The following is a 22,479-nucleotide window of genomic DNA, read 5'->3' on the forward strand; positions in this document are numbered from 1 at the left end:
ATTGATTTCACGGGAACTGGTTCAAGGATTTGTAGTATCGAGCATTTTTATATGCTCATGAATAATTCAGGTTTAATATTATAATTATATATTTGACATTTTACAGAATATTATATATAATATAAAAGCAACCAGTATATAGACTGAATTGCAAGTTTTTGTGAGGCAAATATAGTCAATACAAAAATCAATACAATCGTTTACAGGAGCTACTAGTATATGAAAAAAAAGTCAAAAAACTGATTCTCTATTTAACTGTATGTATTGGCACTTTAGGCATTCTTATTCTTATGTCAAGTAACAAAATTGCATCATATCCGGAAATAGATGTGCGTATTCAAAAAATGCTAGATTATATGAAAATAGAAAATTGTAAAATCAAAAGAATAGCAGAATATGATAGATTGCAGATAGAATTACCTGAAGTTAGCGTCTCAAAAAAAGAAATACAAGAAAGCATTGATGAATTGCTGGATATTTATGGCGAGAAAAACATATCAGAAGATTTTGTTAAGAAAGAATTGGAAATGAATTCTGTTCAAGAATATTATGAAAGCGTAAGAAAGGAACTCACCGCAGGAAAAAGAAATCAGGAATTCATTTCAGCAAGAAATAAAGCTATGGATTATCTGATAAAAGAGAGCAAGTTTGTACTGGACAAAGAAAGTGTAGCAGAATACTCTGTAGAAATAGTGGATTCGTATGAAACAGAAGCGTATCTTTATGATATGGAGCTGGACAGATATGTTGCAGAGGAACTGCAAATGACAGAAGATGAGTTTTTTGAAGAATGTTATCGTGAAGGAGATGAGCTGATAAAGAATTATTTAATTGTGGGAGCTATTGTAAAGGAAGAAAATCTGGAGGTTACAGAAGCGGATATTAAAGAGCTTAGCGGGGTTTTTGAAAAGGATTTTGATGAATATTCAGAGGAAGAAAAAACATATATCCAATATCAAATCCTGGAAAATAAGGTATATAAAATGTTCATTAAAGAATAAAACAACAAAGAAGAATGAAATTTGTAATACTGTTTTTATGTCGCTAAAAAAATTTATTAAATACATGCCAGGAGAACGAAAAGTTATGAAAAATTTCAAATATACTATAGGTATAGGTGCCTTTCTGGTAATCGCAGGAATATTGTTTCTCTATCATAAAGAAAGTAATACTGGCGGTGAGCGGCTTCAGGAAGTATACCGTACACAAAACCATGAAACGGAAGATACGAAGATGGAAACCACCTACAATAGCGGAGAGTTGAATGCAATATGCAGCAGGATTGAAAACAGAACAATCGTAGAATCCTTTAGTGAAGCGGCAAAGCGAACTGGAGATGAAAATGCAGATAATATTTATGAGGAATGGTATGGAGGAGCATATATTGAGGGGAGCAAGCTGATTGTCTGTGTTACAGACGAATCTAAAATCTCTGATTTTGACGAGGATATTGTCCAGAATGTTTCTGTGGAGTTTCAAAAGGTAACGTATTCTCTAAATGAATTACATGGTTTTCAAGATGATATCGAAAAGAAATATAAGAAGTACTATGCGGAGTATCAAGGAACCGATACTCCAGAATTTGAAGTAGTATCTTCTATTGCGGGAATTGGACTCAGTCACAAGGGAAACAACATTGTGATTGATTTTGTCCAGGTGACGCCGAAAAAGGAGGAAGTTTTCAGACACCTCTTCGGAGACTATGAGTATATCGAACTAAATCATGTAAGCGATAGAAATTATGATGCGTAATAAATTGAAGGAGAGGCGAAAGTGATGGAAAAAATAAAATTACAAAAAATATATCGAGTGGCAGTTCTTATTGGCAGTATCTTTTTTCTGTGCGCCTGTGAAAAGAGCTCTGCGGAAACTGGAAGAATATGTGATTTTATTGAGATACAGAAATTTGAAACTGATTTTATTACAGAACCCTGTATTGTCCTGCAATCCAGAGATGATGTTTCATCGCTTGTGAAAACGATGAAAGAAAAACATTATTCAGAGGAAATGCTTAAGACAGATTTTAAAGAAGAAGCTTTGCTTTTTCTCACAATTTGCAGAGGAATTGACGAGGCGAGCGCCATAGAATCCGTGAAGCTGGTCAAAGACGGGCAAGGTAATCTAAAAGGACAGATTCAGATAAAACTGACAGCGCTTCAGGAAACCACGAGACTGGCAGCATGTTATGAAAATGCCATCCTTCGTTTGCCCAAAGAAGATGCGGACGCAGCAGCGTCTTTTGAAATCATATATGTTTCTGAAGCATGGAAAGAATAGCATCGTACATGATAAAAGTATTTTTTCAGTACAAAATAGTCTGTACTTTTGATAAAAAATCACTCCTTTTTAGCAAGAATAAAGCTATGACACTTCTTACTAAAAAGGAGTATTTTTCGTCGCATATGCAACAGCTGACCACATCTGCTACAGAGAGACTATACAATTTTCAAGACGCCCTTATACTCAGAATCTTCTTCACATCATCATACTTTTTGTCATAGTCCTCCATCTCTATCATCAACCACTTTTGCCCATTTCCTTCTTTGGTTGTTTGATAAATCTGCTGTATTTCATCACAAAAAGAGGACAGCTCTCTCTCAAACTCTTCTTTTTCCTTTTTGCCAATGACAACCATGACGGCAAAATAATTTTCTCTTGGATAAACTGTGCATAAGGCTCTGCCGCCTGTCTTGTTTTTATTCTGAAAGCTCTCCGTCTATCAGTACTTCTTTTCCCCGAAACGCAAACCCGTATTTCCGTATCCGCTCATGAGGGATTCCTTTTGCGCGCAGCGCTGCGGCATAATCTTTCTCTTCTATCTGTTTCAATGCCGCCTGCACAGTGTCTTGAAGGTTCTCTTCTTTTCCGGGCTGATGTACTTTAAATTCCAGTATGAACGCATCATCTTCTGCACGCAAGGGTTCCAGCATCACATCATATCTCCCGAACCCGCTTTCCCGGTTTGAAGTCAGTACATAGCGCCCGGCCATATCCACCATCAGCCCGAGGACAAAGCCATGATAAAATCTTTCCGGCTCCTGCCGGGATGGGTTTTTTCCTGTATCAAAAGAGCTGAACGTCACGGAAGCTACCGTATTCATGTAATCATTCATCGCATATATGTCTCCGAGAAGCAGCGCCTTAATAAAATCATTGTACGCTGAAGAAACGCTCCCAAACCACCCGCGGATTATGCTGCGGAACATCCCCCTTACTTCAAAATTGGTCAATTCCAGCTCATATTCTTCCTTCCACTCCCCATTCTCTGTTATGTGGGCGTTAAACTTCTTTACTTTCAGATACCCGGTTGCAAGCAGGAAGCTCCAGATTGCCTGTTCACTGCTGTCCAACTGGCTGTAAACAATCTGCTCGTCTATTTCTGCACATAAAGTCCCGCCCCGTATCAAATCCTCAAAAATCTTCTTGATACCCTTTCCACCTTCACGGATTAGTTTCCCCACCAGGCTGTTGGAGCTGGTGTTTGCCCAGTATGCCGCCAGTTTCTTCTTATCTAGATAATTTAGGATCGACCAAGGGTTATAAATATCTGTAGTTGTTCCAAAAGTAAACCCATCATACCAACTTTTTACTTCCTCTTTCCTGTCAGACAAACTATACTCCTCCAGAGCTGAAAATACTTCTTCTTCTGTGAACCCAAAGCTATCTGCGTATTCATCCGAAGTAGTCGTCACCACATTCAGATTATTCAAATCCGAAAAGATAGACTCCTTACTTACCCGGGTAATCCCCGTCATAAGCGCACGCTCCAGATAAGGATTCGTTTTAAACGTAGAATTGAAAAGCCCCCGGATAAACTCAGACATCTCTTCCCAGTATCCGCCTACATACGCTTCCTGCATGGGCGTATCATATTCATCCAGGAGGATAATGACCTTTTTCCCCCCACAATAAGAACTCATATAACCCGATAAATTTTTCAGGGATGCCGCCGCTGTGGAGCTTTCCATATTCTTCGACACTTCCTCGAAGTTCTTTTTCTCCTTTTCATTTAAAACATTCCCCTCCAGAAGAAAGTCATATTTATTGTATAATTCCTCGATAATCATACAGATTCTTTTCCGGGCCTGTTCAAAAGAAGTCTCCTTCACATCCGCAAAGCTGATAAAAAGTACAGGATACGTCCCCTGCAGCTTCCTGTACTTTTCATCTTCCCATACAGCAAGCCCCTCGAACAAATCGTCCCGCTCGGCGTAATCCACGGAGAAGAACTGCTCCGTCATACTCATATTTAACGTCTTTCCGAAACGTCTCGGGCGGGCAATCAGCGTCACGTCATCCTCCGCTTCCCACCACTCGCGGATAAATTTTGTCTTATCTATATAGAAAACGTTCCTTGTCCTCATCCTTTCGAAATCCTGCCGCCCGATACTGATTGTCCTTGCCATAGAAGCGCCCCCTCTCTTCCGTTTCTTTTTCCTGCTGTCTTAGACTGCTTCTATTATACCCAATCAGCATATTCTTTTCCACATAGAATCTAAACTTTTTTGATTTCCCGGTAACAGTTCAGCCTTCGGCTTCCTTCCCCGGAGGTTTCTTTTCTACCGCTGCACTCTCGCCCCCGCGCCGCCCATGACAGCTTCCACTTCTTTCTTTACCGCCATCGTCGTATCGCCGGGCGTAGTCATGGCAAGCGCGCCGTGCGCCGCGCCATAGTTTACCGCCTGTTCCGCGTCTCCCGTCATCAGCAGCCCGTAAATCAGTCCCGAAGCAAAGGAATCTCCTCCGCCCACGCGATCCATGATTTCCAGCCCTTTGTAGTCCCGCGCTTTGTATATCTGTCCGTCTGCCCAGCAGATGGCGCTCCAGTCGTTGACTGTAGCGGTCTTTACCTCGCGGAGCGTCGTCGCTACTGCCTTGAAATTGGGATAGGTTTTTGCCGCCTGGTTTATCATCTTTTTATATCCCTCCAGGTTCAACGCTTTGAGTTCGGCATCGTTGCCTTCAATCTCAAATCCCAGACACGCGGTGAAATCTTCTTCATTTCCTATCATGACGTCCACATATTTTGCAATTTCTTTGTTTACCTCCTGTGCCTTCGCCTTTCCGCCAATTGCGCTCCACATAGACGGACGGTAGTTCAAATCATAGGAAACGATTGTACCATACTTCTTTGCAGTCTTAATCGCCGCCAAAACCGTTTCGCAAGACTGCTCTGACAAAGCCGCATAGATTCCTCCCGTATGAAGCCACCGCACACCCATTTTACCAAAAATATAGTCAAAATCGAAATCTCCGGGAACTGCTTTAGAAACCGCCGTATTTGCCCTGTCAGAACACCCCACCGCTCCGCGGATACCGAATCCCCTCTCTGTAAAATTCAGCCCATTCCGGCAGACGCGCCCAATTCCATCTGTTTCCATCCAACGGATCAGTGAGGTATCCACGCCCCCTTGAAGCATCAAGTCCTCCAGCAGCATTCCCACCTCATTTCCGGCAAGCGCTGTAAGCACAGCCGTCCGCATCCCAAAGCATTTTCTCAGACCCCGGATAACGTTATACTCCCCGCCTCCTTCCCATACGCGGAAGGAACGGGCAGTGCGGATTCTGCCCTCGCCCGGATCGAGACGGAGCATAACTTCTCCCAGAGATACCGCATCATATTTGCACTCGTCTGCAGGCCTTACATCCAGATTCATAGCTCTCCTCCTTTGGCTCCTCGGATTTTGGCTGCCAGCTTCACTGCCTCGGTGGCAAGCCGTTTGATTTCATCAAATTTTCCCTCTTCAATCAAGTTTCCTTTCACCATCCAGCTCCCTCCACAGGCAATAACCGAACTGCATCCCAGATACTTTTCCAAATTCTCAGGCGCGATACCGCCTGTAGGAATAAAGTGTAACCCCGTATAAGGTGCAGACAACGCCTTGATAGCCGCCGCCCCTCCAAACGATTCCGCCGGGAAAAACTTTACTGCCTGCATCCCTCTTTTGACCGCCTGTGCTGCTTCGGAAGGCGTAACACAGCCCGGAAATACCGGGATTTCTCTCCCAAGGCAGTAGTCCACGACTTCCGCGTCAAACCCCGGGCTTACGATAAACTTCGCTCCCGCTCCTGTTGCAGCGTCCACCTGCTGCCTGGAGAGCACAGTTCCCGCCCCCACCAGCATATCCGGGAACTTCTCTGCCATGATATGAATCCCCTCCTGCGCTGCCACCGTGCGGAACGTGATTTCCGCACAGGGCAGCCCTCCGTCGCACAGCGCTTCTGCTAAGGGTTCTGCGTCCTTTGCCCGCTGCAGGACAACCACCGGGACAACGCCCCATTCTCTTATTTTATCTGCTATTGATAGGCTCATATTATCTGCTATTCCTTTCCTCAAATTCCAGGTATGCCCCCTTCATAGGACTGGCTGCATGTTCGCTGAACAGGCGCAGCACACCGCTCTTATACTTAGGCTCCCTTGGCCTCCAACACTTCCTCCGTTCCTCCAGAACCTTCTCCACCTCTTCCGGCGTCATCTGCTCTCCATGAATGCCAATGATATTCAGCTTTCTCCCAAACACATCTATTTCAATCAAATCGTCCTCTTCCACCAGTGCAATCGGCCCTCCGTCCAGAGCCTCCGGGCTGCAGTGGCCGATAACCGGACCCGTAGACGCGCCTGAAAATCTTCCATCTGTAATCAATGCAATACTTTTTCCCAGCTCCTGATCACTGCTGATTGCTTCCGAGGTGTAGAACATCTCCGGCATTCCACTAGCTTTCGGCCCTTCATACCGGATAAACACCGCGTCCCCTTTCTGAACCTTATGGTGAAGCACTGCGTCCAGGCATTCTTCCTCACTGTCAAATGGTTTCGCCCGGAGAACTGCCTGAAACATTTCCCTCGGACATGCCGTATGCTTAATCACCGCTCCCTCCGGAGCCAGGTTTCCCCGCAGCACGGCAATGCTTCCATCCGTACCAATCGCTTTCTCATAAGGCCGTATGACGTCCTCTTTTTTAATAGAAACACCGTATCTCTCACCAAATTTCTGAAGCCATTCCCCGCACCTGTCATAAAATCCATCTTTCCTCAGCCTTTCCAGGTTTTCTCCCAGCGTGCGCCCGGTAACCGTCTTTGCCTCCAGATGAAGGTGCTGTTTAATTTCTTCCATAATCGCCGGAACTCCGCCTGCGTAATAGAAACACTCTGCCGGCCAGTGCCCCGCGGGACGTATATTTAGCAGATACCTGGCATTCCGGTGAAGCCTGTCAAACGTATCCCCTGTAATCTCCAGCCCAAACTCATACGCTACTGCCGGGATATGGAGAAGGCAGTTCGTACTTCCCGAAATCGCGGCATGGACGAGTATCGCATTTTCGAAACTGTCCATCGTAACGATATCCCCCGGGCGCATCCCCGGCGTCTGTGCCAGTTTCACGGCCAGTTCCCCCGCCTGCCGTGCATAAGTGAGCAAATCCGGGCTTTCAGCCGGCATTAGCGCGCTCCCCGGAAGCGCCAGCCCCAGAGCCTCTGCCATAATCTGCATCGTAGAAGCCGTTCCGATAAAAGAACAGGCGCCGCTTCCCGGACATGCATTACATTTTGCCCAGTTTAGCTTTTCCTCATTAATTTCCCCCCTCTGATGCCTCGCACTGTACATCCCCAGCTGCTCCAAAGTCAGCATTTCAGGTCCCGCATTCATCGTCCCGCCCGGAACTACGACGGAAGGAATATTTACCCTCGCCAGCCCCATCAGGTTTCCCGGCATTCCTTTATCGCAGCTTGCCAGATATACTCCCGCATCGAACGGCGTGGCATTTGCGTGGATTTCAATCATATTTGCAATCATCTCACGGCTTGCCAGACTATAATTGATACCGTCCGTCCCCTGGCTTTCCCCGTCGCAGATATCAGTGCAGAAATACCTGGCTCCATATCCTCCCGCCTGTTCTACGCCTTTGCGCACCTCCTTTACCAGCAGATCCAGATGCCTGCTGCCCGGATGGCTGTCTCCAAAGGTGCTCTCTATCAATACTTGAGGCTTCTCCAAATCCTCCAGGCGCCACCCTGTCCCAATGCGCAGCGGGTCCAGCTCCGGCGCCAGCTTACGCATTTTCTGGCTTACTAATTCCATAAAACTCTCCTTTCTGCAGTTATCCTGCAAAGAACGATATCATCAATGCCACCAAAAATCCTACGCCTCCTACAAGTGTTTCCATAACCGTCCAGGTCTTTAACGTCGTTTTTTCATCCATGCCAACCAAAGATTTCACCAGCCAGAACCCGGAGTCGTTAAAATGAGAACACACGGTTGCGCCTCCCGCGACTGCCGCAGTGGTACATGCCAGATACAGCGGCGGTAAATCCGAAATTCCAGGCATGGCCGCAATGATTCCCGCCGCCATCGTCATGGCCACGGTTGCCGACCCTACACAGATACGCACCAGCGCCGCTACCACAAAAGCCACTACCACAATCGGAAGGTTTGCAGACGCCACTGCATTTCCAATCACATCCCCAAGCCCCGAATACTGCAGCATGTACCGCAGCACACCGCCGCAGGCCGTCACCAGAAGAATCAGCCCGGTAGGCTCCAAAGATTTTGTCATTACTTTTTCCAAATCCTCCAGCGTATATCCATGCCGCAGCCCCAGGACAGCCATAGCTGCCACTGTAGCAATCAGAAGCGCTACAAAAGGTTCCCCCAAAAATGCAAACACCGGAGCCAGTCCCCCAAAAGCAGGAACCACCCCTGAAACAGAATCCAGGATAATCAATATCAGAGGAATCAGAATAATACCTACAATTGTCCAAAAGCTCGGAAGCTTAGATTCATCAAAATCCTCCTGGTTCGCCACATGTTCCGGAACCGGGATATTATATCGATTGCCGCAGATAGAACCCCATATGGGCCCCGCGGCAATCATTGCCACAACGCCGCACGCAATACCGACCAGAATCACCCAGCCAAGTTCTACGCCCAGCAGATTTGCCACCAGCACTGGCCCCGGCGTAGGCGGGATATAGGCATGTCCCACAGCAAGCCCCGCCAGCAGCGGAACCGCATAAAACAGAGACGAGCGGTTCGTTCTCTTTGCCAGGGAAAAAGCAAGCGGAATCAGGATTATCAGTCCCGCGTCAAAAAATACCGGCATCGCTATTACAAGTCCCGTAATTCCAAGCGCCCACGCCGCTTTTTTATCGCCAAAATACTTTACCATCGTCACCGCCAGGCTCTGGGCGCCGCCCGATACTTCCAGAATCGCCCCAAACATGGAGCCAAGCCCTACCAGAAGCGCAATCCCCTTTAGCGTATTCCCAATGCCGTCATTGACCGCCGTTATAATATTTTCAAAAGGCATACCCGCCAGAAGCCCAATTGCAATCGCTCCAATCAAAATAGAAACCATTGCCTGAATCTTAAATTTGATGATTAATACCAACAGAATCACAAGCCCCACCGCCGCCGCTATCATCAGACGGACAGGGTCTAAAGCCAACGCTTCCTCTGCCATAGAATCATTCTCCTCTCACCACTTTGTACAAAAAGAAGCGGGATTCCATTTTGAAATCCCGCTTCTTTTGTTCTTTCTTTTATATTCATTATTTCATGATTCCCGGCAGATTATACGTCTGTTCAATCTAATATTTCTTTTAAAGTACTATACAGATTTTCTACGTCAATTGGTTTTGGCAAATGTCCGTTCATCCCACAACGCAAAGCTTCCTGCCTATCCTCTTCAAATGCATTGGCTGTCATTGCCAGAATCGGCACTGAAGCCAGCTCTTGTGATTCCAGTTTACGGATTGCTTTTGCCGCCTCATATCCGTTCATCACAGGCATCTGGATATCCATCAGCACCAGCTGATAATATCCCGGTTCAGAAGCCGCCAGCATCTCTACGGCAATTTTCCCGTTTTCTGCCACATCTGTAGAGAATCCTGCGTCGCCCAGGATTTCCACGGCTATCTCCTGATTCAGCTCATTATCCTCTACAAGCAGAATGTGTCCCGTACTGAATTTCATATCCACGCTGCTATCCACTATCTTTTCTTCTTCGGTATTCACAATAGAATACAGACAGCTTCTGAGTTCTGACATAAACAGAGGCTTGCTGCAAAATGCCGTAACACCGGCCTCCTTAGCTTCATCCTCCACATCCGACCAGTCATACGCAGTCAGAACGATAATCGGCACATTCTCCCCCATTTCTTTACGGATTCTCCTGGTAACTTCAATGCCATTCATATCCGGAAGGAGCCAATCAATAATATATACGCAGTAATCATCTCCGCGCATAACTGCCTGGCGCGTACGCAGCACTGCCTCTTTTCCTGACAGCGTCCATTCCGCGCGCATCCCAATCTGTCCCAGCATATAGGAAACGCTGTCGCAGGTATTGAAATCATCATCTACGACCAAAGCCCTGCAGTTCTTAAGCTCCGGGATGTCCTGCTGCTCTTTTTTTCCTGCATGGATACGGAACGTAACGGCAACGATGAACTCTGTCCCCACTCCCTGTTCGCTCTTTACAGAGATGGAGCCGTTCATCATATCCACAATATTTTGGGTAATCGCCATTCCAAGCCCTGTACCCTGGATTCCGCTGACTGTCGTGTTCTTTTCCCGTTCAAACGGCTCAAAGATATGTTTCACAAATTCAGCGCTCATGCCGATTCCGGTATCCTTGATATGAAATTCATAGTCAGCCCAGCCCGCGGGCGCTCCGGGTTTCTGTATAATCCTCATGCTGATAATGCCCCCCGGCCCCGTATATTTTACGGCATTGCTCAGCAGATTTAAAAATACCTGGTTCAGCCGAAGCTTATCGCAGTAAATTTCCTCATTTATCACATCCACCGTATCAATGTACAGCTCCAGCTGTTTTGCATGAATATCTGCCTGCACAATATTACGCAGCCCATGAAGAATATCCGGCAGACGGCAGGGCTTCTCCTCCAGATGCATCTTGCCGCTCTCAATACGGCTCATATCCAGTACATCGTTAATAAGGCTCAGCAAATGGTTTCCTGACGTCATGATTTTCTTAAGGTACTCTTCCACACGTTCCCGGCTGTCCACATGGGTAATTGCCAGCGCTGTGAAACCGACGATTGCGTTCATTGGCGTACGGATATCATGGGACATATTTGAAAGAAATATACTTTTCGCATGGCTCGCCCTGTTTGCCTGTAAGAGAGCATCTTCCAGCAGATTTTTCTTCTCCATCTCACTGCGCATTTCCTCATCTACACTGCGGAATCCCAGCACAATGCAATGGCTCTCTCCCCATGTACCCGTGCGCACCGCTTTCATCTGGAAGTATTCCATTTCCCCATTCTTAAACGCACGGTAATTCATATAGCACTGTTTGCTTTCTGCCAGTTCTCTTTTCAGCCTGGCGCGTGAAGCAGCCTCCCGAACCATATCCTTATCTTCTTCATAAACAAATTTCTGTATGTAAACCTCCATGCATTCTTCCAAAGAAAGGACGCCGGAAAAAATCTCTCCAAGCCTGCCGCTCTCATCATCAATCCGCAGGACTTTTCCCTTTCCTGTATGCAAGTCAAAAAAGCATACAAGATTATAATCAATGCTCAGCGCATGAATCAGTTCCATCTGGCGTCTTTCGTTTTCCTTTTCCTGCTGCTTCTGGGCAGTACAATCCAGAAGAAAACGCTGGTACAGCAGAGCGCCTTTCTCTTTCAAGAGCTTCACGTTCCCCATCACATGCCGGATTCCCCCGTCTCTATGACAAACCCGGTACTCCACGCTGATACTGTCGCCTTCTTTCTGCAGCTCCCTGATGGATTCCCGCAGCCCCTCTCTATCTTCAGCCACAACCGAGGAAGCCACCATATCAAATCCATCCGCCTCAAGCTCCTCTTGGGACTTATATCCCAGGATTTCCAGCGCTGCCCTGTTTATGCTGAGGATATGAGAGCCATCCACCGTATGGCACATCACACCGCAGTCCATAGTCGTAAAAATCGTCTCCAACGTGTGGTTTTTCTGTATGATTTCCTGCTTATAAGCATGTTCCTGGGTTACGTCTATTGCCACGCCCACGGTTCCCATTACGCTTCCGTCAATGTCATACAGCGGAGACTTATAGGTTGTAAGAAGCCTCTCCCCGGCTCCTGTCTGAATCGTTTCCTCAGACACACAGGTTTCCCTCCGGCTCATAACCTCACGTTCTGATTCAATACATGCAGGATCATCCTGCTCCACATCCCAGATATATGCGTGCCCCCGGCCTTCAATCTGTTTCTTTGTCTTGTTCACCGTCTGACAGAAACTGTCATTCACCTTCTCATGGATTCCCTGTTTATCCTTATACCAGATGAGATTCGGCACATTGTTGATCGTCGCCTCCAGGTACTGGCTGGTTTCCCAGAAGTCCTTACTCTGTTTATAACTTTGCTGCCATCTCAAAAAGCGGAACCCGGTCTCCTCTTCCGTCATGGGCGCTGTCCATATATCTTTCACTTCTTCCAGGCTGTCTGCCAAAAGCACAAGCTGCTCCTTATCTGCAAGGAGAATCAGCTCCGCTTCCTTAGTTTTTCCCGCTGCCAGAGCCTGCAGCGCCACCCCCGCTTCCATACTACGCAAATCAGCCAAAATCACATCCGCCCTGCCCGTCAGGATATCCTCTGGCTGTCCACTCTCAAAAAACTCATGCGTAAAATGTTCCAACGGCGGCATTTCCTTTATAATTTCAAATTCTCTGCAAAGACCTCCTACTAAATAGAAATGAATGTGGCAATGATACATTTCCCTTTCCTCCCATGCTTTGTGAATTCATGCCTGTTAAATTCTATTCACACTGCTTATAATTTTTGTATTCCTAAAGTAAACCAACGCTTTCATTGGACATCGTTATTTGCGGGAAAGCATTACCACGGTCTCCACGCATCCTGTCCACCCAAACATATCTACCGGCCACGCGCCCTCAGCCTGATAGCCTTTCTTTTTCAAATATTTCAAATCCCTGGCCAGACTTTCCGGCTCACAGGAAATATATACCACCCTTTTCGGAGCCATCTTTGCCAGACAATCCAAAAATGTCACATCACTGCCGCTTCTGGGAGGGTCCATAAACACCACATCTGCTTTTACGCCGTCAGCCGCCATATCTACCATAAATTTCCCTGCATCCGCACAGTAAAAGCTTACGTTCTTCACCTGATTCCGCTTTGCATTGGCGACGGCATCCCGTACTGCATCCCTGTTCAGCTCTACGCCAATCACCTGTCCCGCCCCGCGGCTGGCAATCAGCCCAATCGTCCCTATCCCGCAGTATGCGTCCAGCACCAGCTCTTTCCCTGTAAGCCCTGCCAGCTTTATCGCTTTCTTGTACAGGATTTCCGTCTGCGCAGGATTGACCTGATAAAAGGATTTCGGGGAAATGCGGAACGTATAGCCGCACAGGATATCTTCAATATAGCCTTTTCCATAGAGCGTCTTTTCCTGGTTTCCCAGCACCATGCTGGTTCCCCGTCCGTTTACATTCTGGACAATCGTGGTAATTTCCGGATGCAGTTTCCTTAATGCTTTCACGAAATTATTCTTTGATGGAAAAACAGGCGATGCCGTCACCAGCACCACCAATATCTCGCCGCTTGCAAATCCCCGGCGCACTAAAACATGGCGCAGCAGCCCATACCCGGTATCCTCATCATACGTCCTGATTTTAAAAGATTTCAAAAGCCCCCGGATGCTGCCTATGATTTCATCCGCTTTCTCGTCCTCAATCATACAGCGTTCTACCGGAACTACGATATGTGTTCCCTTCTGATAGACGCCCGATACGGCATTCCCCTTTTTGTCATGAGAAAATACAGCATGAACCTTATTCCGATAATGATAAGGATTTTTCATACCGGCAATCGGATGCACTTTACAAAAAGGCGCTAAAAGCTGCCGCACCTGCGTTTCCTTTATTTTTAATTGTTCCTCATACGGCACTCCCTGAAAATCACAGCCGCCGCACTTTTTGTAGACCGGACACCTTTCCATCTTATTTGCAAAGCTCCCCTACCACCTGGTTAATCACTTTGCCGTCTGCCTTGCCTTTCAGCTCCGCCATAACCGCCTTCATAATCTGCCCTTTGTTCTTCGTAGCAACGATTTCGGAAAACTTTTCCGTAATATAGCGTCTCACCTGCTCCTCAGACATCAGCGCCGGCGCATACTCTGAGATAACGTCATAGCGCGCCTGATACTCTGCTTTCAGGTCTGCGCGGGTATCCGGACAGGTATCAATCTGCTCTTTCACCGACTTCAGCTCTTTTAGGATAACGCGGTCAACCAGTTCTGCCGGAATATCATCCCGGCATCCCTCGTCAATTGCTGCCTTTTTCACTGCCGACACCAGGGAAGAAATCGAATCCTTACGCGCTTTATCCTTTGCTTTCATCGCTGCTACCATATCTTTTCTCAACTGTTCCAGTTCCATCCGTAACCCCTCCTGATTTATTTTTCTTTTTCATAGTAAATGCCTATGTTCAGCATATTTCTCACAGTAATACTCTTCTTCTGTCTACTATACTTCATTTTCCCGGAAAATGCAACGAGGCGGCGGTAAAATTCCAGGGCTCAGCCACACAAAATCTCTATGAAAACGGCATGAATCATAAAAATGCTTGCTTAAACAGGGAAGATGTGATAGAGTTGGTTACTGACAAGACAGATGTATAGACTAATGATTGACACATTGAGGAGGAGAAAAATGAAAACCGTAAAAAAAGTTTTAAACCACATTTTTATTGATGGATTAAGCGGTATGGCTATGGGGCTGTTTGCCACCCTGATTGTAGGAACGATTATCCAGCAGGTTGGAAACCTGATTGGCGGACAGGCAGGAGAAATGCTGTTTTTCCTTGGAAAGATGGCGGCCGCTATGACCAGCGCAGGCATCGGCGTCGGCGTCGCGCATAAATTTAAAGAGCCGCCTTTGGTAGCAGTATCCGCAGCGACAGCAGGTATGGTGGGCGGATTCGCCAGCAAGATTCTGGCAGGAACCGTGCTGGTAGACGGGACCATCGTGCTGGCAGGCCCAGGCGAACCGCTGGGCGCATTTATTGCCGCATATATCGCGATTGTCATGGGGCATCTCGTATCAGGCAAAACCAAGATTGATATTTTGGTAACGCCGGTGACAGCGATTCTGGCTGGTTCTGCAGTAGGGCTTCTGGTGGGACCTCCCATATCTAATTTTATGGTATGGCTTGGCTCTATTATCAACTGGGGAACCGAGCAGCAGCCGTTCCTGATGGGAATTATCGTCTCCGTACTTATGGGTATGATTTTGACACTGCCCATCAGCTCAGCAGCTCTGGGAGTTATCCTGGATTTGTCAGGGCTGGCAGCAGGTGCGGCAACCATTGGATGCTGCTGCAACATGGTGGGATTTGCGGTGGCGAGCTACCGCGAAAATAAAATCGGCGGCCTGATTGCCCAGGGTGTGGGGACATCCATGCTCCAGGTTCCGAACATCGTGCGGAAACCTGTCATATGGATTCCGGCAATTGTCTCCAGCGCGCTCCTGGGGCCTGTAAGTACGATGCTTGTAAAGATGACCAGCAACGCCACCGGTTCCGGTATGGGAACCGCCGGATTTGTAGGCCAGATTATGACATATCAGACCATGTCGCCTGAAATCGGCGGGACTGTGACGATGGTAATTATCGTGGTATTCCAGATTCTGCTCCCGGCGGCGCTGACCCTTGCAGTATCCGAATTTATGCGGAAGAAAGGCTGGATTAAGGAAGGCGATATGAAGCTTGATCTGTAAGCTTGCCATAACGGTGAAAATCGTATAAACTGATAATCACCCGGTATTCCGGGGATGATACTATAGCAGAAAGCGATTCACGGTTAAACAGCAGGAGGTATTTCATATGGAAAAAGAGACAGGATGCATCCATGTTTACTATGGAGACGGAAAAGGAAAGACTACTACAGGCATGGGACTGATTACCCGTGCGGCGGGATACGGCTGCCGTGTGCTGCTGTACCAGTTTATGAAAAACAATAAGACCAGCGAGCGGAAGATCCTGGAACGTGTGGAGAACATTACAATCATTGACGGTCTTGAAACAGAAAAATTCAGTTTTCAGATGACGCAGGATGAGAAAGAAGCTCGCAGGAAGTTTTATGAAACACAGTTCAAATCAGTGACAAAAAAGGCAGAAGAGGAAAAGTACGACGTACTATTTCTGGACGAAGCGGTGTATACCATCAGCGCAGGGCTGCTGGACGAGGAACTGGTGCTGGACTTTTTAAAGAAGAAACCAAAGAAACTGGAAGTCATCCTGACAGGAAATACCCCGGACGCCCGTCTGATCGACCTGGCAGACTATGTATCGGAAATCAGAAAAATCAAACATCCCTTTGATAAGGGGATGAAGGCAAGAGCCGGAATAGAAAAATAGCCATAAATGAGGAGTGCCCCCCAGCATGTAATATGCCGGGAGGCTATTATGAAAAAATTTATCTCTATATGAATGATGAAACCCTCTAAGCTTTCCTCTCCTTGAGGACATTTAAAGTATAGCAAGAGATTATGAACAAATTATGAACGTCTGGTAAATTTATTGTGAAAGCGCACAAAAACACAAGGAAATTTTAAAAGTTTTTGTGGAAATATAACGAAAGAAATCCCCGTTCCTGCAACAAGGACGGGGATTTTAACACGTAATTATGAAAATGATGAATCATTACCTATAATTTTATATTTGCAAACAGGGAGCCGAGACTCGTAGTCAGCCCATCGGACTGCGGCAGATCATAGCTTTCCTCTTCGATTTCTTCGGCTGCTATCTCATTAAGCGCCTTCATGCTGAGGCTGAGCTTACCGTCTTTGATATTGATTACCTTTACCTTCACCTTATCGCCCACATTCAGGACAGAAGCCGGGGATTTGATGCGTTTCTCGGAAATCTGAGAAACGTGTACCAGACCGGAAAGTCCGTTCCCCAGGTCGATGAACGCGCCGTAAGGCTGCAGAGTTTCTACTGTCCCCTCTGTCACCAGACCAATCTGCACATTGGAAATCCTTGCTTTTTTCTCTTCTCTTTCTTTTTCACGCAGAATATCGCGGGCGGAAAGTACCAGACGCTCTTTTTCTTCATCCACTGTAATGACGCGGACTTCGATTTCTTTGCCCAGCCAGTCCTCCAGATTTTCCACATAGCCCAATGCGAGCTTAGATGCGGGGATAAACCCGCGGATGCCTTCTACATAAGCGATCACGCCCGATTTTACCACGCCGCCGATTTTTACGGTGAGGTTCGTGCCGTTTTCCATGCAGGCTTTCAGCTTTTCCCATGCAAGCGTATCGTTTGCCTCTTTGGATGAGAGGAGGATATGCCCCTGGCCGTCGTCCGTACGGATGACGGCAGCAGAAATCTCATCTCCCACATGTACAACATCTTTCAGGATAATATCCTGGTTGCTGGAGTAATCCTCCAGACGGATGATTCCCTCCGTGTAATATTTTAAATCCAGAGTCACTTCGGTTTCCGATACATTGATAACGGTTCCCGTCAAGATATCCCCTTCCCGTACTTTCTTGAAAGAAGCTTCCAGCTCTGCTGCGTAATCCGCCATAGATTCGGATGTTTCCGGTGCTTTGATGGCATCCTCCAGGATGTCGGCCGGTGTTTCATAAGTTTCTGACATTGGTTTTGCCCTCCTTGTATAAGTCATTTCTTAGAAAAAACTATATCATTTTTGAAGCGCAAAGTAAAGCGTCAACCGTGATTTAATATTGTACTGCATACAAATCAATCCTCTATTTAGTTTTCAAATCCTGTCTCTATGATGAATTTCACTTTACCTTTCATTCCCGTTTTTGCCCCTGAGAAGGTTTGGTATGACTTTCCGGCGTCTGCCACCAGTTCAATCCTGTCGAGAATCTTCTGAACCCCATCGTCAAATACGCCTGTCAGCTCCTGGATTCCGTCTTTATCAAATTCTTCCATCCCATCGCGCAAAGTTCCGGCTCCGTCCAAAAGTTCATCCACGCCGTCAGTAAGCTTCGTGCCGCCTCCCGCAAGTTCTGCCGTTCCATTTTTTAAGAGACTGCTTCCCTCTGCCAGCTTCCCGATGCCATCGCTCAAAGTTCCGGCTCCTCCCTGGAGCTTGCCGCCTCCCTTAGCCAATGCGTCGATTCCGTTATTTAAGGCGCCGACGCCTTTCTGAAGTTTTGCGCCGCCTTTTGCCAGCGTCTCGATTCCCGTCATAAAGCGTGCCGTCCCTGTTTTTACCTGACCGATTCCCCCGTCCAGAGAAGCCGCGCCCTCTGCTGCGTCCTTAGCCCCTTTCTGAAGCTCGCCGCTCTTATCCGTAAGCTGCTTTGCCCCTGCCCGCAGGGTATCGGAAGAGCCTGCCAGCTGCGTCGCTCCCCCAACCAGTGCGTCGGCCGCTGCCTGATCTGCCAGCGGTGCAGAAGCTTCTGCCATACCGGAAACCGTCTGCGCCACACCTGCCAGAAGCACAGACGGGTCGGCCGCTGCACCCGAAACTGCTGTATCTGCCGCCGCTCTTGGAGCCGCCAGCGCCGCCGCGCCTTCTCCGATGCTGTCCAGGGTGTTGTTCAATGTCTCCACATTAGCGGATGCTTTGAAATCCTCCCAGGCTTTCAGCGCCTTTTTCTGTACCCGGATATCATTTTTCAGATAAGAAATATCTGTGTTCAGCACATTTACATAGTTTTGATAGGTATCTGAATACCCCGCAATCAGCGCTCCCGGAATTTCCCCAAGCCTGCCCTGCACATCCTCCAGCGTATCCAGCACCGCCTGATTCTGTTCTATGGAAACAGACAAGCTGCTGATGGTACCGTCTGCCAGCTCCATCACCTGTGACAGATTTTCTGCTTCCCCTTTTGCTGCACGTGCTCTCACCTCTAGCTGTTTTCCAGCCTCCTTGTCTGCCTCCGGCTCCTGCTGCTGCGCCTGGGACGCGCCTGCCGCCTGCTGAAGCTGCCCATTCAGAGCCTGGACTCCCTGTGCCAGACGATATGCCCCCGGCACATAAGCGCCCACGCCTGCCGCCAGGGTATCGGTCCCTGCCGTATATGCGCCAACCCCTTTCGCAAGCTCACCGGTTCCTGCCGTATATGCATCAATTCCCGCTTTCAGCGCCTCGCCCCCTGTTTTCAAAGCGCTGCTTCCTGCTGACAGTGTATTGATTCCCTTCGTCAAAGAGCCTTTTTCTTTGTTCAGGGTATCCAGGCCGTCCTTCAACCCATCCACGCCCTTTTTGAGAGTTCCTTTCTTTTTGTCCAGCGTATCCAAACCATTCGCCAGAGTATTCAGCCCTTCAATCAGTTCGCCCTTCTTTCCGTCAAGTGTGCCGATGCCATCCGCCAGTTCACCCATTTTCTCATCTGCCGTATTCATGCCGTCAAGCAAAGTCCCACAGGCATCCCTCAATTCCTGAACGCCGTCCGCCAGCTCTCCACTTCCGTCCACCAGCTTTGTAGACGCGTCCTGAAGCTCATCCAGAGAATCCTTCAAATCATCCAGACTGTCTACATCATCCAGCCCATACTCACTTAAATCACCTGACGCCGCCACGGTTGCCGTCATGGACAGTGAAAAATCTTCTGCATCAGCAGTAATCTCAAAATAATCCGGTACTTTCAAGTCCTCGGTAAGCTCTGACTCCGAAAGCTTTAAGCTCTCTGCCAGTCCGGGAAATCCCATCCCCACCACGATATTTTTGCTGCCGTCGGAGATTACCTTTCCGTTTTCAGCTTCGACATTCGTAAACTTTTCTGTGGGCAGTATCACGCCTGTCACCATCGTAAACGGTGTGTACACCTCCCCCTTCCGGCTGCTGTTTGTATAATCAAAGCGGATTCTCACTTTCCCGCTCTTTCCCTCCAGCTCTTCTGCCGCTATCTCCTTCCCCTCCAGAAAATACGTGATTTTTACGCCGACGGGCAGCTCTTTATCCGTCTCTCCCTGATAATAAATATCATTTCCGGCCGCCTGCCAGGTAAGGCTCTTTCCATCCCTGGAAAATTCCTCGTCTCCTTTTACATTTTTGATATCTGTCAAATCCGACTCATCCTTGATTTCCTGCGCACCGCCCTCATTTTTCAGCCAATTGCTCACTATCGTTTTCTCTACTGTTCCGTCTGCATTTGCTTTCACATACACTGTTTCTTCCTTCTCCTGGTTTGCCGCATACACGGTATTTCCAAAACATGCGTTTCCCGCCATCAACACGGCAAGCCCGGCTGCCGCTGCCTTCACTGCTCTTTTATTTCTATTCATAAATAAACCCTCCTGTCTCAAGACTGTGCGGCCTGTTCTTTTCCTGCCGCTTTTTGCTCCTTCGGCAGAAAGCCGATGGAAGTTTTACAGATTACTTTGTCAAATGCCATAAACATTGCCGGCAGAATACAGATTACTACAATGGTACTAATCACTGCGCCCCTGGAAAGCAGGATGCACAGCGCACTCACCATATCAATCTCAGAATACAATCCTACGCCAAACGTCGCGGCAAAAAAGCTGATACCGCTGACCAATATAGATTTCATAGAGGAACAATGCGCCCTCCGAATTGCCTCCTTCTTGCCCGCGCCCCGGCTCCTCTCCCTCTGGTACTTGCTGGTCATCAAAATGGCGTAATCCACAGTAGAACCAAGCTGCACCGTACCTATTACGATACTTGCTACAAAGGGAAGCTCTGTCCCTGCATAACAGGGAATCGCCATATTTACAAAAATTGCAAATTCTATTACCAGAACCAGAAGGAACGGGAGGGAAACCGACTTAAATACCAGCATAATTATCACAAAAATTGCAGCAATTGAAGCAATATTTACATTCCTTGTATCCGTTGACGAGACATCTGACAAGTCCTTCATCAAAGGCGCCTCCCCGATAACCATGGAATTTTTATTGAATCCTTTTACAATCCGGTCTACCTGTCTAATCTGCTCATTCTGCTCATCCGTGGCGCTGGCAAAATCAGACGCCACAAATTCCACCTCATAATTTTCTCCCTGAAGCATTTTACTCAGTTCCTCCGGTATCATCTCCTCCGGAACCCCGCTTCCCACAACAGAGCTCATACCGATGCACCACTTCACGCCGTCTACTTCTTTCACCTGCTCTATCATCTCCTGCTTATCTTTGGCGTCTATGCCATTTTCCAGAAGCAGCATATATACATTGCTGAGATGGAATCGGTTCGACAGTTTTTCGTTTGCCACTGCGCTCTCCAGGGTGTCCGGCAAAGATTTATCGATATTGTAGTACACCTTGTTGTGGTTATTTCCGTAGAGCGCCGGGATGAAAAGCGCCAGGAAAATTGCCATCCATACTTTATAATGCTTTGTTACAAAATGTGAAATCTTATCCAGGCTGGGAATCAGCGGCTTATGCCTGGTCTTTTCAATCGCTTTATCAAACAGCAGTACCATCGCAGGAAGCAGGGTCACGCAGCAGACAACCCCGATCGCCACACCTTTCATCATTACAACGCCGATATTAAGTCCAAGCCGGAACGTCATAAAGCAAAGAGCTGCAAACCCGGCAATCGTCGTTATCGAACTTCCTACCACTGATTTGAAGGTGTTGGCAATCGCATGGCTCATGGCACGCTCCTTATCCCCTTCAAACCGCTGCTTATTCTCCTCGTAATTATTCAGCAGGAAAATGGAGTAGTCCAGCGTTACCCCAAGCTGCAATACTGCCGCCAATGCCTGGGTCAGATAAGAAATATCCCCCAGAAAGCTGTTCGTTCCCATATTGTAAACAATGGCAATCCCAATACTCAGAAGAAAAATCAGCGGAACAAGAAAAGACTCCATCGTCAGCCCCAGGACAATCAAACTCAGGACAACTGCAATCATCACATAAATCGGCATTTCTCCCATTGCCAGATTCTTAATATCCGTAACCACGCCGGACATTCCGCTAATGTAACACTTTTCCTGACACAAAGCCCGCATATCGCTGACAGCCTGCATCGTATTGTCCGTCGAAGTCGTTTCATCAAACAGGGCAATCATCATCGTTGCGTTTCCCTGGTTAAACGCCTCCCGGATTTTATCCGGCAGCATTTCAATCGGCACGCTGATATCCATTACGCTGTCATACCAGAGGACGTCCTTCACATGCTCCACACCCTCAATCTCTTCCTTTAGCTTCACCACATCCTTCGGTTCCATATCTTCCACAATCACCATGGAAAATGCGCCCATGCCGAACTCATCCACCATAATATCCTGCCCCTTTACCGTCTCCAGGCTATCCGGCAGGTAACTCAGAATGTCATAATTCACCCTGGTATTCAGGTAGCCCCACCCGGCGGGAAACAGAAGCAGCATACACAGGATAAAGATAGGCGCCCGGAACTTCACAATCTTTTTTCCGATTTTCACCATAATATCCATCTCCTCCTTAAACTATGTCTCACAAATAACTATTAGTCATTTATCTATATCACGTTATACACTATAAATGACCAATAGTCAATTCTATTTTTGCATTTTTAGAATTTATTT

At 47.4% G+C, this 22,479-nt stretch carries 15 protein-coding genes and 2 pseudogenes; 5 read left to right on the plus strand and 12 right to left on the minus strand.

Annotated features, from left to right (window positions below; translation table 11 throughout):
- The first annotated feature begins 290 nt into the window (after positions 1-290).
- The 3 genes from NFR99_RS01190 (at position 291) to NFR99_RS01200 (ending at position 2,277) form a co-directional block, all read left to right on the plus strand.
- Complete coding sequence (locus tag NFR99_RS01190) at positions 291-1,001, plus strand: trigger factor (protein ID WP_251352308.1); 711 nt, start codon at positions 291-293, stop codon at positions 999-1,001.
- 85 nt (positions 1,002-1,086) lie between these two features.
- The gene (locus NFR99_RS01195; RefSeq protein ID WP_251352309.1) at positions 1,087-1,752 is read left to right on the plus strand and encodes a hypothetical protein; all 666 of its coding nucleotides are present in this window, start codon (positions 1,087-1,089) and stop codon (positions 1,750-1,752) included.
- 24 nt (positions 1,753-1,776) lie between these two features.
- The gene (locus NFR99_RS01200; RefSeq protein ID WP_251352311.1) at positions 1,777-2,277 is read left to right on the plus strand and encodes a hypothetical protein; all 501 of its coding nucleotides are present in this window, start codon (positions 1,777-1,779) and stop codon (positions 2,275-2,277) included.
- Positions 2,278-2,446: 169 nt separating this feature from the next.
- Here the strand turns inward: NFR99_RS01200 and NFR99_RS01205 are convergent.
- From NFR99_RS01205 to NFR99_RS01245, 9 genes and pseudogenes are all read right to left on the minus strand, one after another.
- Positions 2,447-2,647: pseudogene (locus tag NFR99_RS01205) on the minus strand (DUF3788 family protein); the annotation flags it as partial.
- 49 nt (positions 2,648-2,696) lie between these two features.
- Positions 2,697-4,406 (minus strand): AAA family ATPase, encoded by a 1,710-nt coding sequence (locus NFR99_RS01210; RefSeq protein ID WP_251352313.1) that lies wholly within the window; start codon positions 4,404-4,406, stop codon positions 2,697-2,699.
- Positions 4,407-4,559: 153 nt separating this feature from the next.
- Positions 4,560-5,657 carry a sugar kinase gene (locus tag NFR99_RS01215; RefSeq protein ID WP_251352315.1) on the minus strand — a complete coding sequence of 366 codons (1,098 nt, stop codon included), beginning with the start codon at positions 5,655-5,657 and terminating at the stop codon, positions 4,560-4,562.
- Entirely contained in the window at positions 5,654-6,313 is a 660-nt protein-coding gene (gene eda, locus NFR99_RS01220; RefSeq protein WP_120480820.1) for a bifunctional 4-hydroxy-2-oxoglutarate aldolase/2-dehydro-3-deoxy-phosphogluconate aldolase, read from the minus strand. The genes NFR99_RS01215 and eda overlap by 4 nt, the downstream gene beginning before the upstream one ends.
- 1 nt (position 6,314) lies before the next feature.
- Positions 6,315-8,078, minus strand: a complete 1,764-nt coding sequence (gene ilvD / locus NFR99_RS01225) for a dihydroxy-acid dehydratase (RefSeq protein WP_120480821.1) — start codon at positions 8,076-8,078, stop codon at positions 6,315-6,317.
- Positions 8,079-8,097: 19 nt separating this feature from the next.
- Positions 8,098-9,459 carry a GntP family permease gene (locus NFR99_RS01230; RefSeq protein ID WP_251352317.1) on the minus strand — a complete coding sequence of 454 codons (1,362 nt, stop codon included), beginning with the start codon at positions 9,457-9,459 and terminating at the stop codon, positions 8,098-8,100.
- A 122-nt stretch (positions 9,460-9,581) separates the two neighbouring features.
- The gene (locus tag NFR99_RS01235; protein WP_251352319.1) at positions 9,582-12,719 is read right to left on the minus strand and encodes a response regulator; all 3,138 of its coding nucleotides are present in this window, start codon (positions 12,717-12,719) and stop codon (positions 9,582-9,584) included.
- A 105-nt stretch (positions 12,720-12,824) separates the two neighbouring features.
- Positions 12,825-13,955: pseudogene (gene rlmD / locus NFR99_RS01240) on the minus strand (23S rRNA (uracil(1939)-C(5))-methyltransferase RlmD); the annotation flags it as partial.
- 10 nt (positions 13,956-13,965) lie between these two features.
- Complete coding sequence (locus tag NFR99_RS01245; RefSeq protein ID WP_120480825.1) at positions 13,966-14,403, minus strand: GatB/YqeY domain-containing protein; 438 nt, start codon at positions 14,401-14,403, stop codon at positions 13,966-13,968.
- Between the two features lie 273 nt (positions 14,404-14,676).
- Between NFR99_RS01245 and NFR99_RS01250 the strand changes: the two genes are divergently transcribed.
- Positions 14,677-15,741, plus strand: a complete 1,065-nt coding sequence (locus NFR99_RS01250) for a PTS sugar transporter subunit IIC (RefSeq protein WP_120480826.1) — start codon at positions 14,677-14,679, stop codon at positions 15,739-15,741.
- A gap of 106 nt (positions 15,742-15,847) precedes the next feature.
- Positions 15,848-16,381: a cob(I)yrinic acid a,c-diamide adenosyltransferase gene (locus NFR99_RS01255; protein ID WP_120480827.1), complete on the plus strand. Its 534-nt coding sequence runs from the start codon at positions 15,848-15,850 to the stop codon at positions 16,379-16,381.
- A 289-nt stretch (positions 16,382-16,670) separates the two neighbouring features.
- Here the strand turns inward: NFR99_RS01255 and NFR99_RS01260 are convergent, their stop codons facing one another.
- The 3 genes from NFR99_RS01260 to NFR99_RS01270 all read right to left on the minus strand — a co-directional run bounded on the left by NFR99_RS01260 (position 16,671) and on the right by NFR99_RS01270 (position 22,359).
- Positions 16,671-17,558 carry a S1 RNA-binding domain-containing protein gene (locus NFR99_RS01260; RefSeq protein ID WP_243126490.1) on the minus strand — a complete coding sequence of 296 codons (888 nt, stop codon included), beginning with the start codon at positions 17,556-17,558 and terminating at the stop codon, positions 16,671-16,673.
- Between the two features lie 188 nt (positions 17,559-17,746).
- Positions 17,747-20,236 carry a hypothetical protein gene (locus NFR99_RS01265; protein ID WP_251352321.1) on the minus strand — a complete coding sequence of 830 codons (2,490 nt, stop codon included), beginning with the start codon at positions 20,234-20,236 and terminating at the stop codon, positions 17,747-17,749.
- Between the two features lie 17 nt (positions 20,237-20,253).
- Positions 20,254-22,359 carry an efflux RND transporter permease subunit gene (locus NFR99_RS01270; RefSeq protein WP_135975291.1) on the minus strand — a complete coding sequence of 702 codons (2,106 nt, stop codon included), beginning with the start codon at positions 22,357-22,359 and terminating at the stop codon, positions 20,254-20,256.
- Positions 22,360-22,479 lie beyond the last annotated feature (120 nt).

This window comes from Hominisplanchenecus murintestinalis (genome assembly GCF_943193015.1).
Classification (GTDB): Bacteria; Bacillota; Clostridia; order Lachnospirales; family Lachnospiraceae; genus Hominisplanchenecus_A; species Hominisplanchenecus_A murintestinalis.

What these genes read in the sequence shown, in the direction of transcription:
- NFR99_RS01190 (WP_251352308.1), top strand. Translation starts at nt 291, where the DNA reads ATGTCAAGTAACAAAATTGCATCATATCCGGAAATAGATGTGCGTATT.
- NFR99_RS01195 (WP_251352309.1), top strand. Translation starts at nt 1,087, where the DNA reads ATGAAAAATTTCAAATATACTATAGGTATAGGTGCCTTTCTGGTAATC.
- NFR99_RS01200 (WP_251352311.1), top strand. Translation starts at nt 1,777, where the DNA reads ATGGAAAAAATAAAATTACAAAAAATATATCGAGTGGCAGTTCTTATT.
- NFR99_RS01210 (WP_251352313.1), bottom strand. Translation starts at nt 4,406, where the DNA reads ATGGCAAGGACAATCAGTATCGGGCGGCAGGATTTCGAAAGGATGAGG.
- NFR99_RS01215 (WP_251352315.1), bottom strand. Translation starts at nt 5,657, where the DNA reads ATGAATCTGGATGTAAGGCCTGCAGACGAGTGCAAATATGATGCGGTA.
- eda (WP_120480820.1), bottom strand. Translation starts at nt 6,313, where the DNA reads ATGAGCCTATCAATAGCAGATAAAATAAGAGAATGGGGCGTTGTCCCG.
- ilvD (WP_120480821.1), bottom strand. Translation starts at nt 8,078, where the DNA reads ATGGAATTAGTAAGCCAGAAAATGCGTAAGCTGGCGCCGGAGCTGGAC.
- NFR99_RS01230 (WP_251352317.1), bottom strand. Translation starts at nt 9,459, where the DNA reads ATGGCAGAGGAAGCGTTGGCTTTAGACCCTGTCCGTCTGATGATAGCG.
- NFR99_RS01235 (WP_251352319.1), bottom strand. Translation starts at nt 12,719, where the DNA reads ATGTATCATTGCCACATTCATTTCTATTTAGTAGGAGGTCTTTGCAGA.
- NFR99_RS01245 (WP_120480825.1), bottom strand. Translation starts at nt 14,403, where the DNA reads ATGGAACTGGAACAGTTGAGAAAAGATATGGTAGCAGCGATGAAAGCA.
- NFR99_RS01250 (WP_120480826.1), top strand. Translation starts at nt 14,677, where the DNA reads ATGAAAACCGTAAAAAAAGTTTTAAACCACATTTTTATTGATGGATTA.
- NFR99_RS01255 (WP_120480827.1), top strand. Translation starts at nt 15,848, where the DNA reads ATGGAAAAAGAGACAGGATGCATCCATGTTTACTATGGAGACGGAAAA.
- NFR99_RS01260 (WP_243126490.1), bottom strand. Translation starts at nt 17,558, where the DNA reads ATGGCGGATTACGCAGCAGAGCTGGAAGCTTCTTTCAAGAAAGTACGG.
- NFR99_RS01265 (WP_251352321.1), bottom strand. Translation starts at nt 20,236, where the DNA reads ATGAATAGAAATAAAAGAGCAGTGAAGGCAGCGGCAGCCGGGCTTGCC.
- NFR99_RS01270 (WP_135975291.1), bottom strand. Translation starts at nt 22,359, where the DNA reads ATGGTGAAAATCGGAAAAAAGATTGTGAAGTTCCGGGCGCCTATCTTT.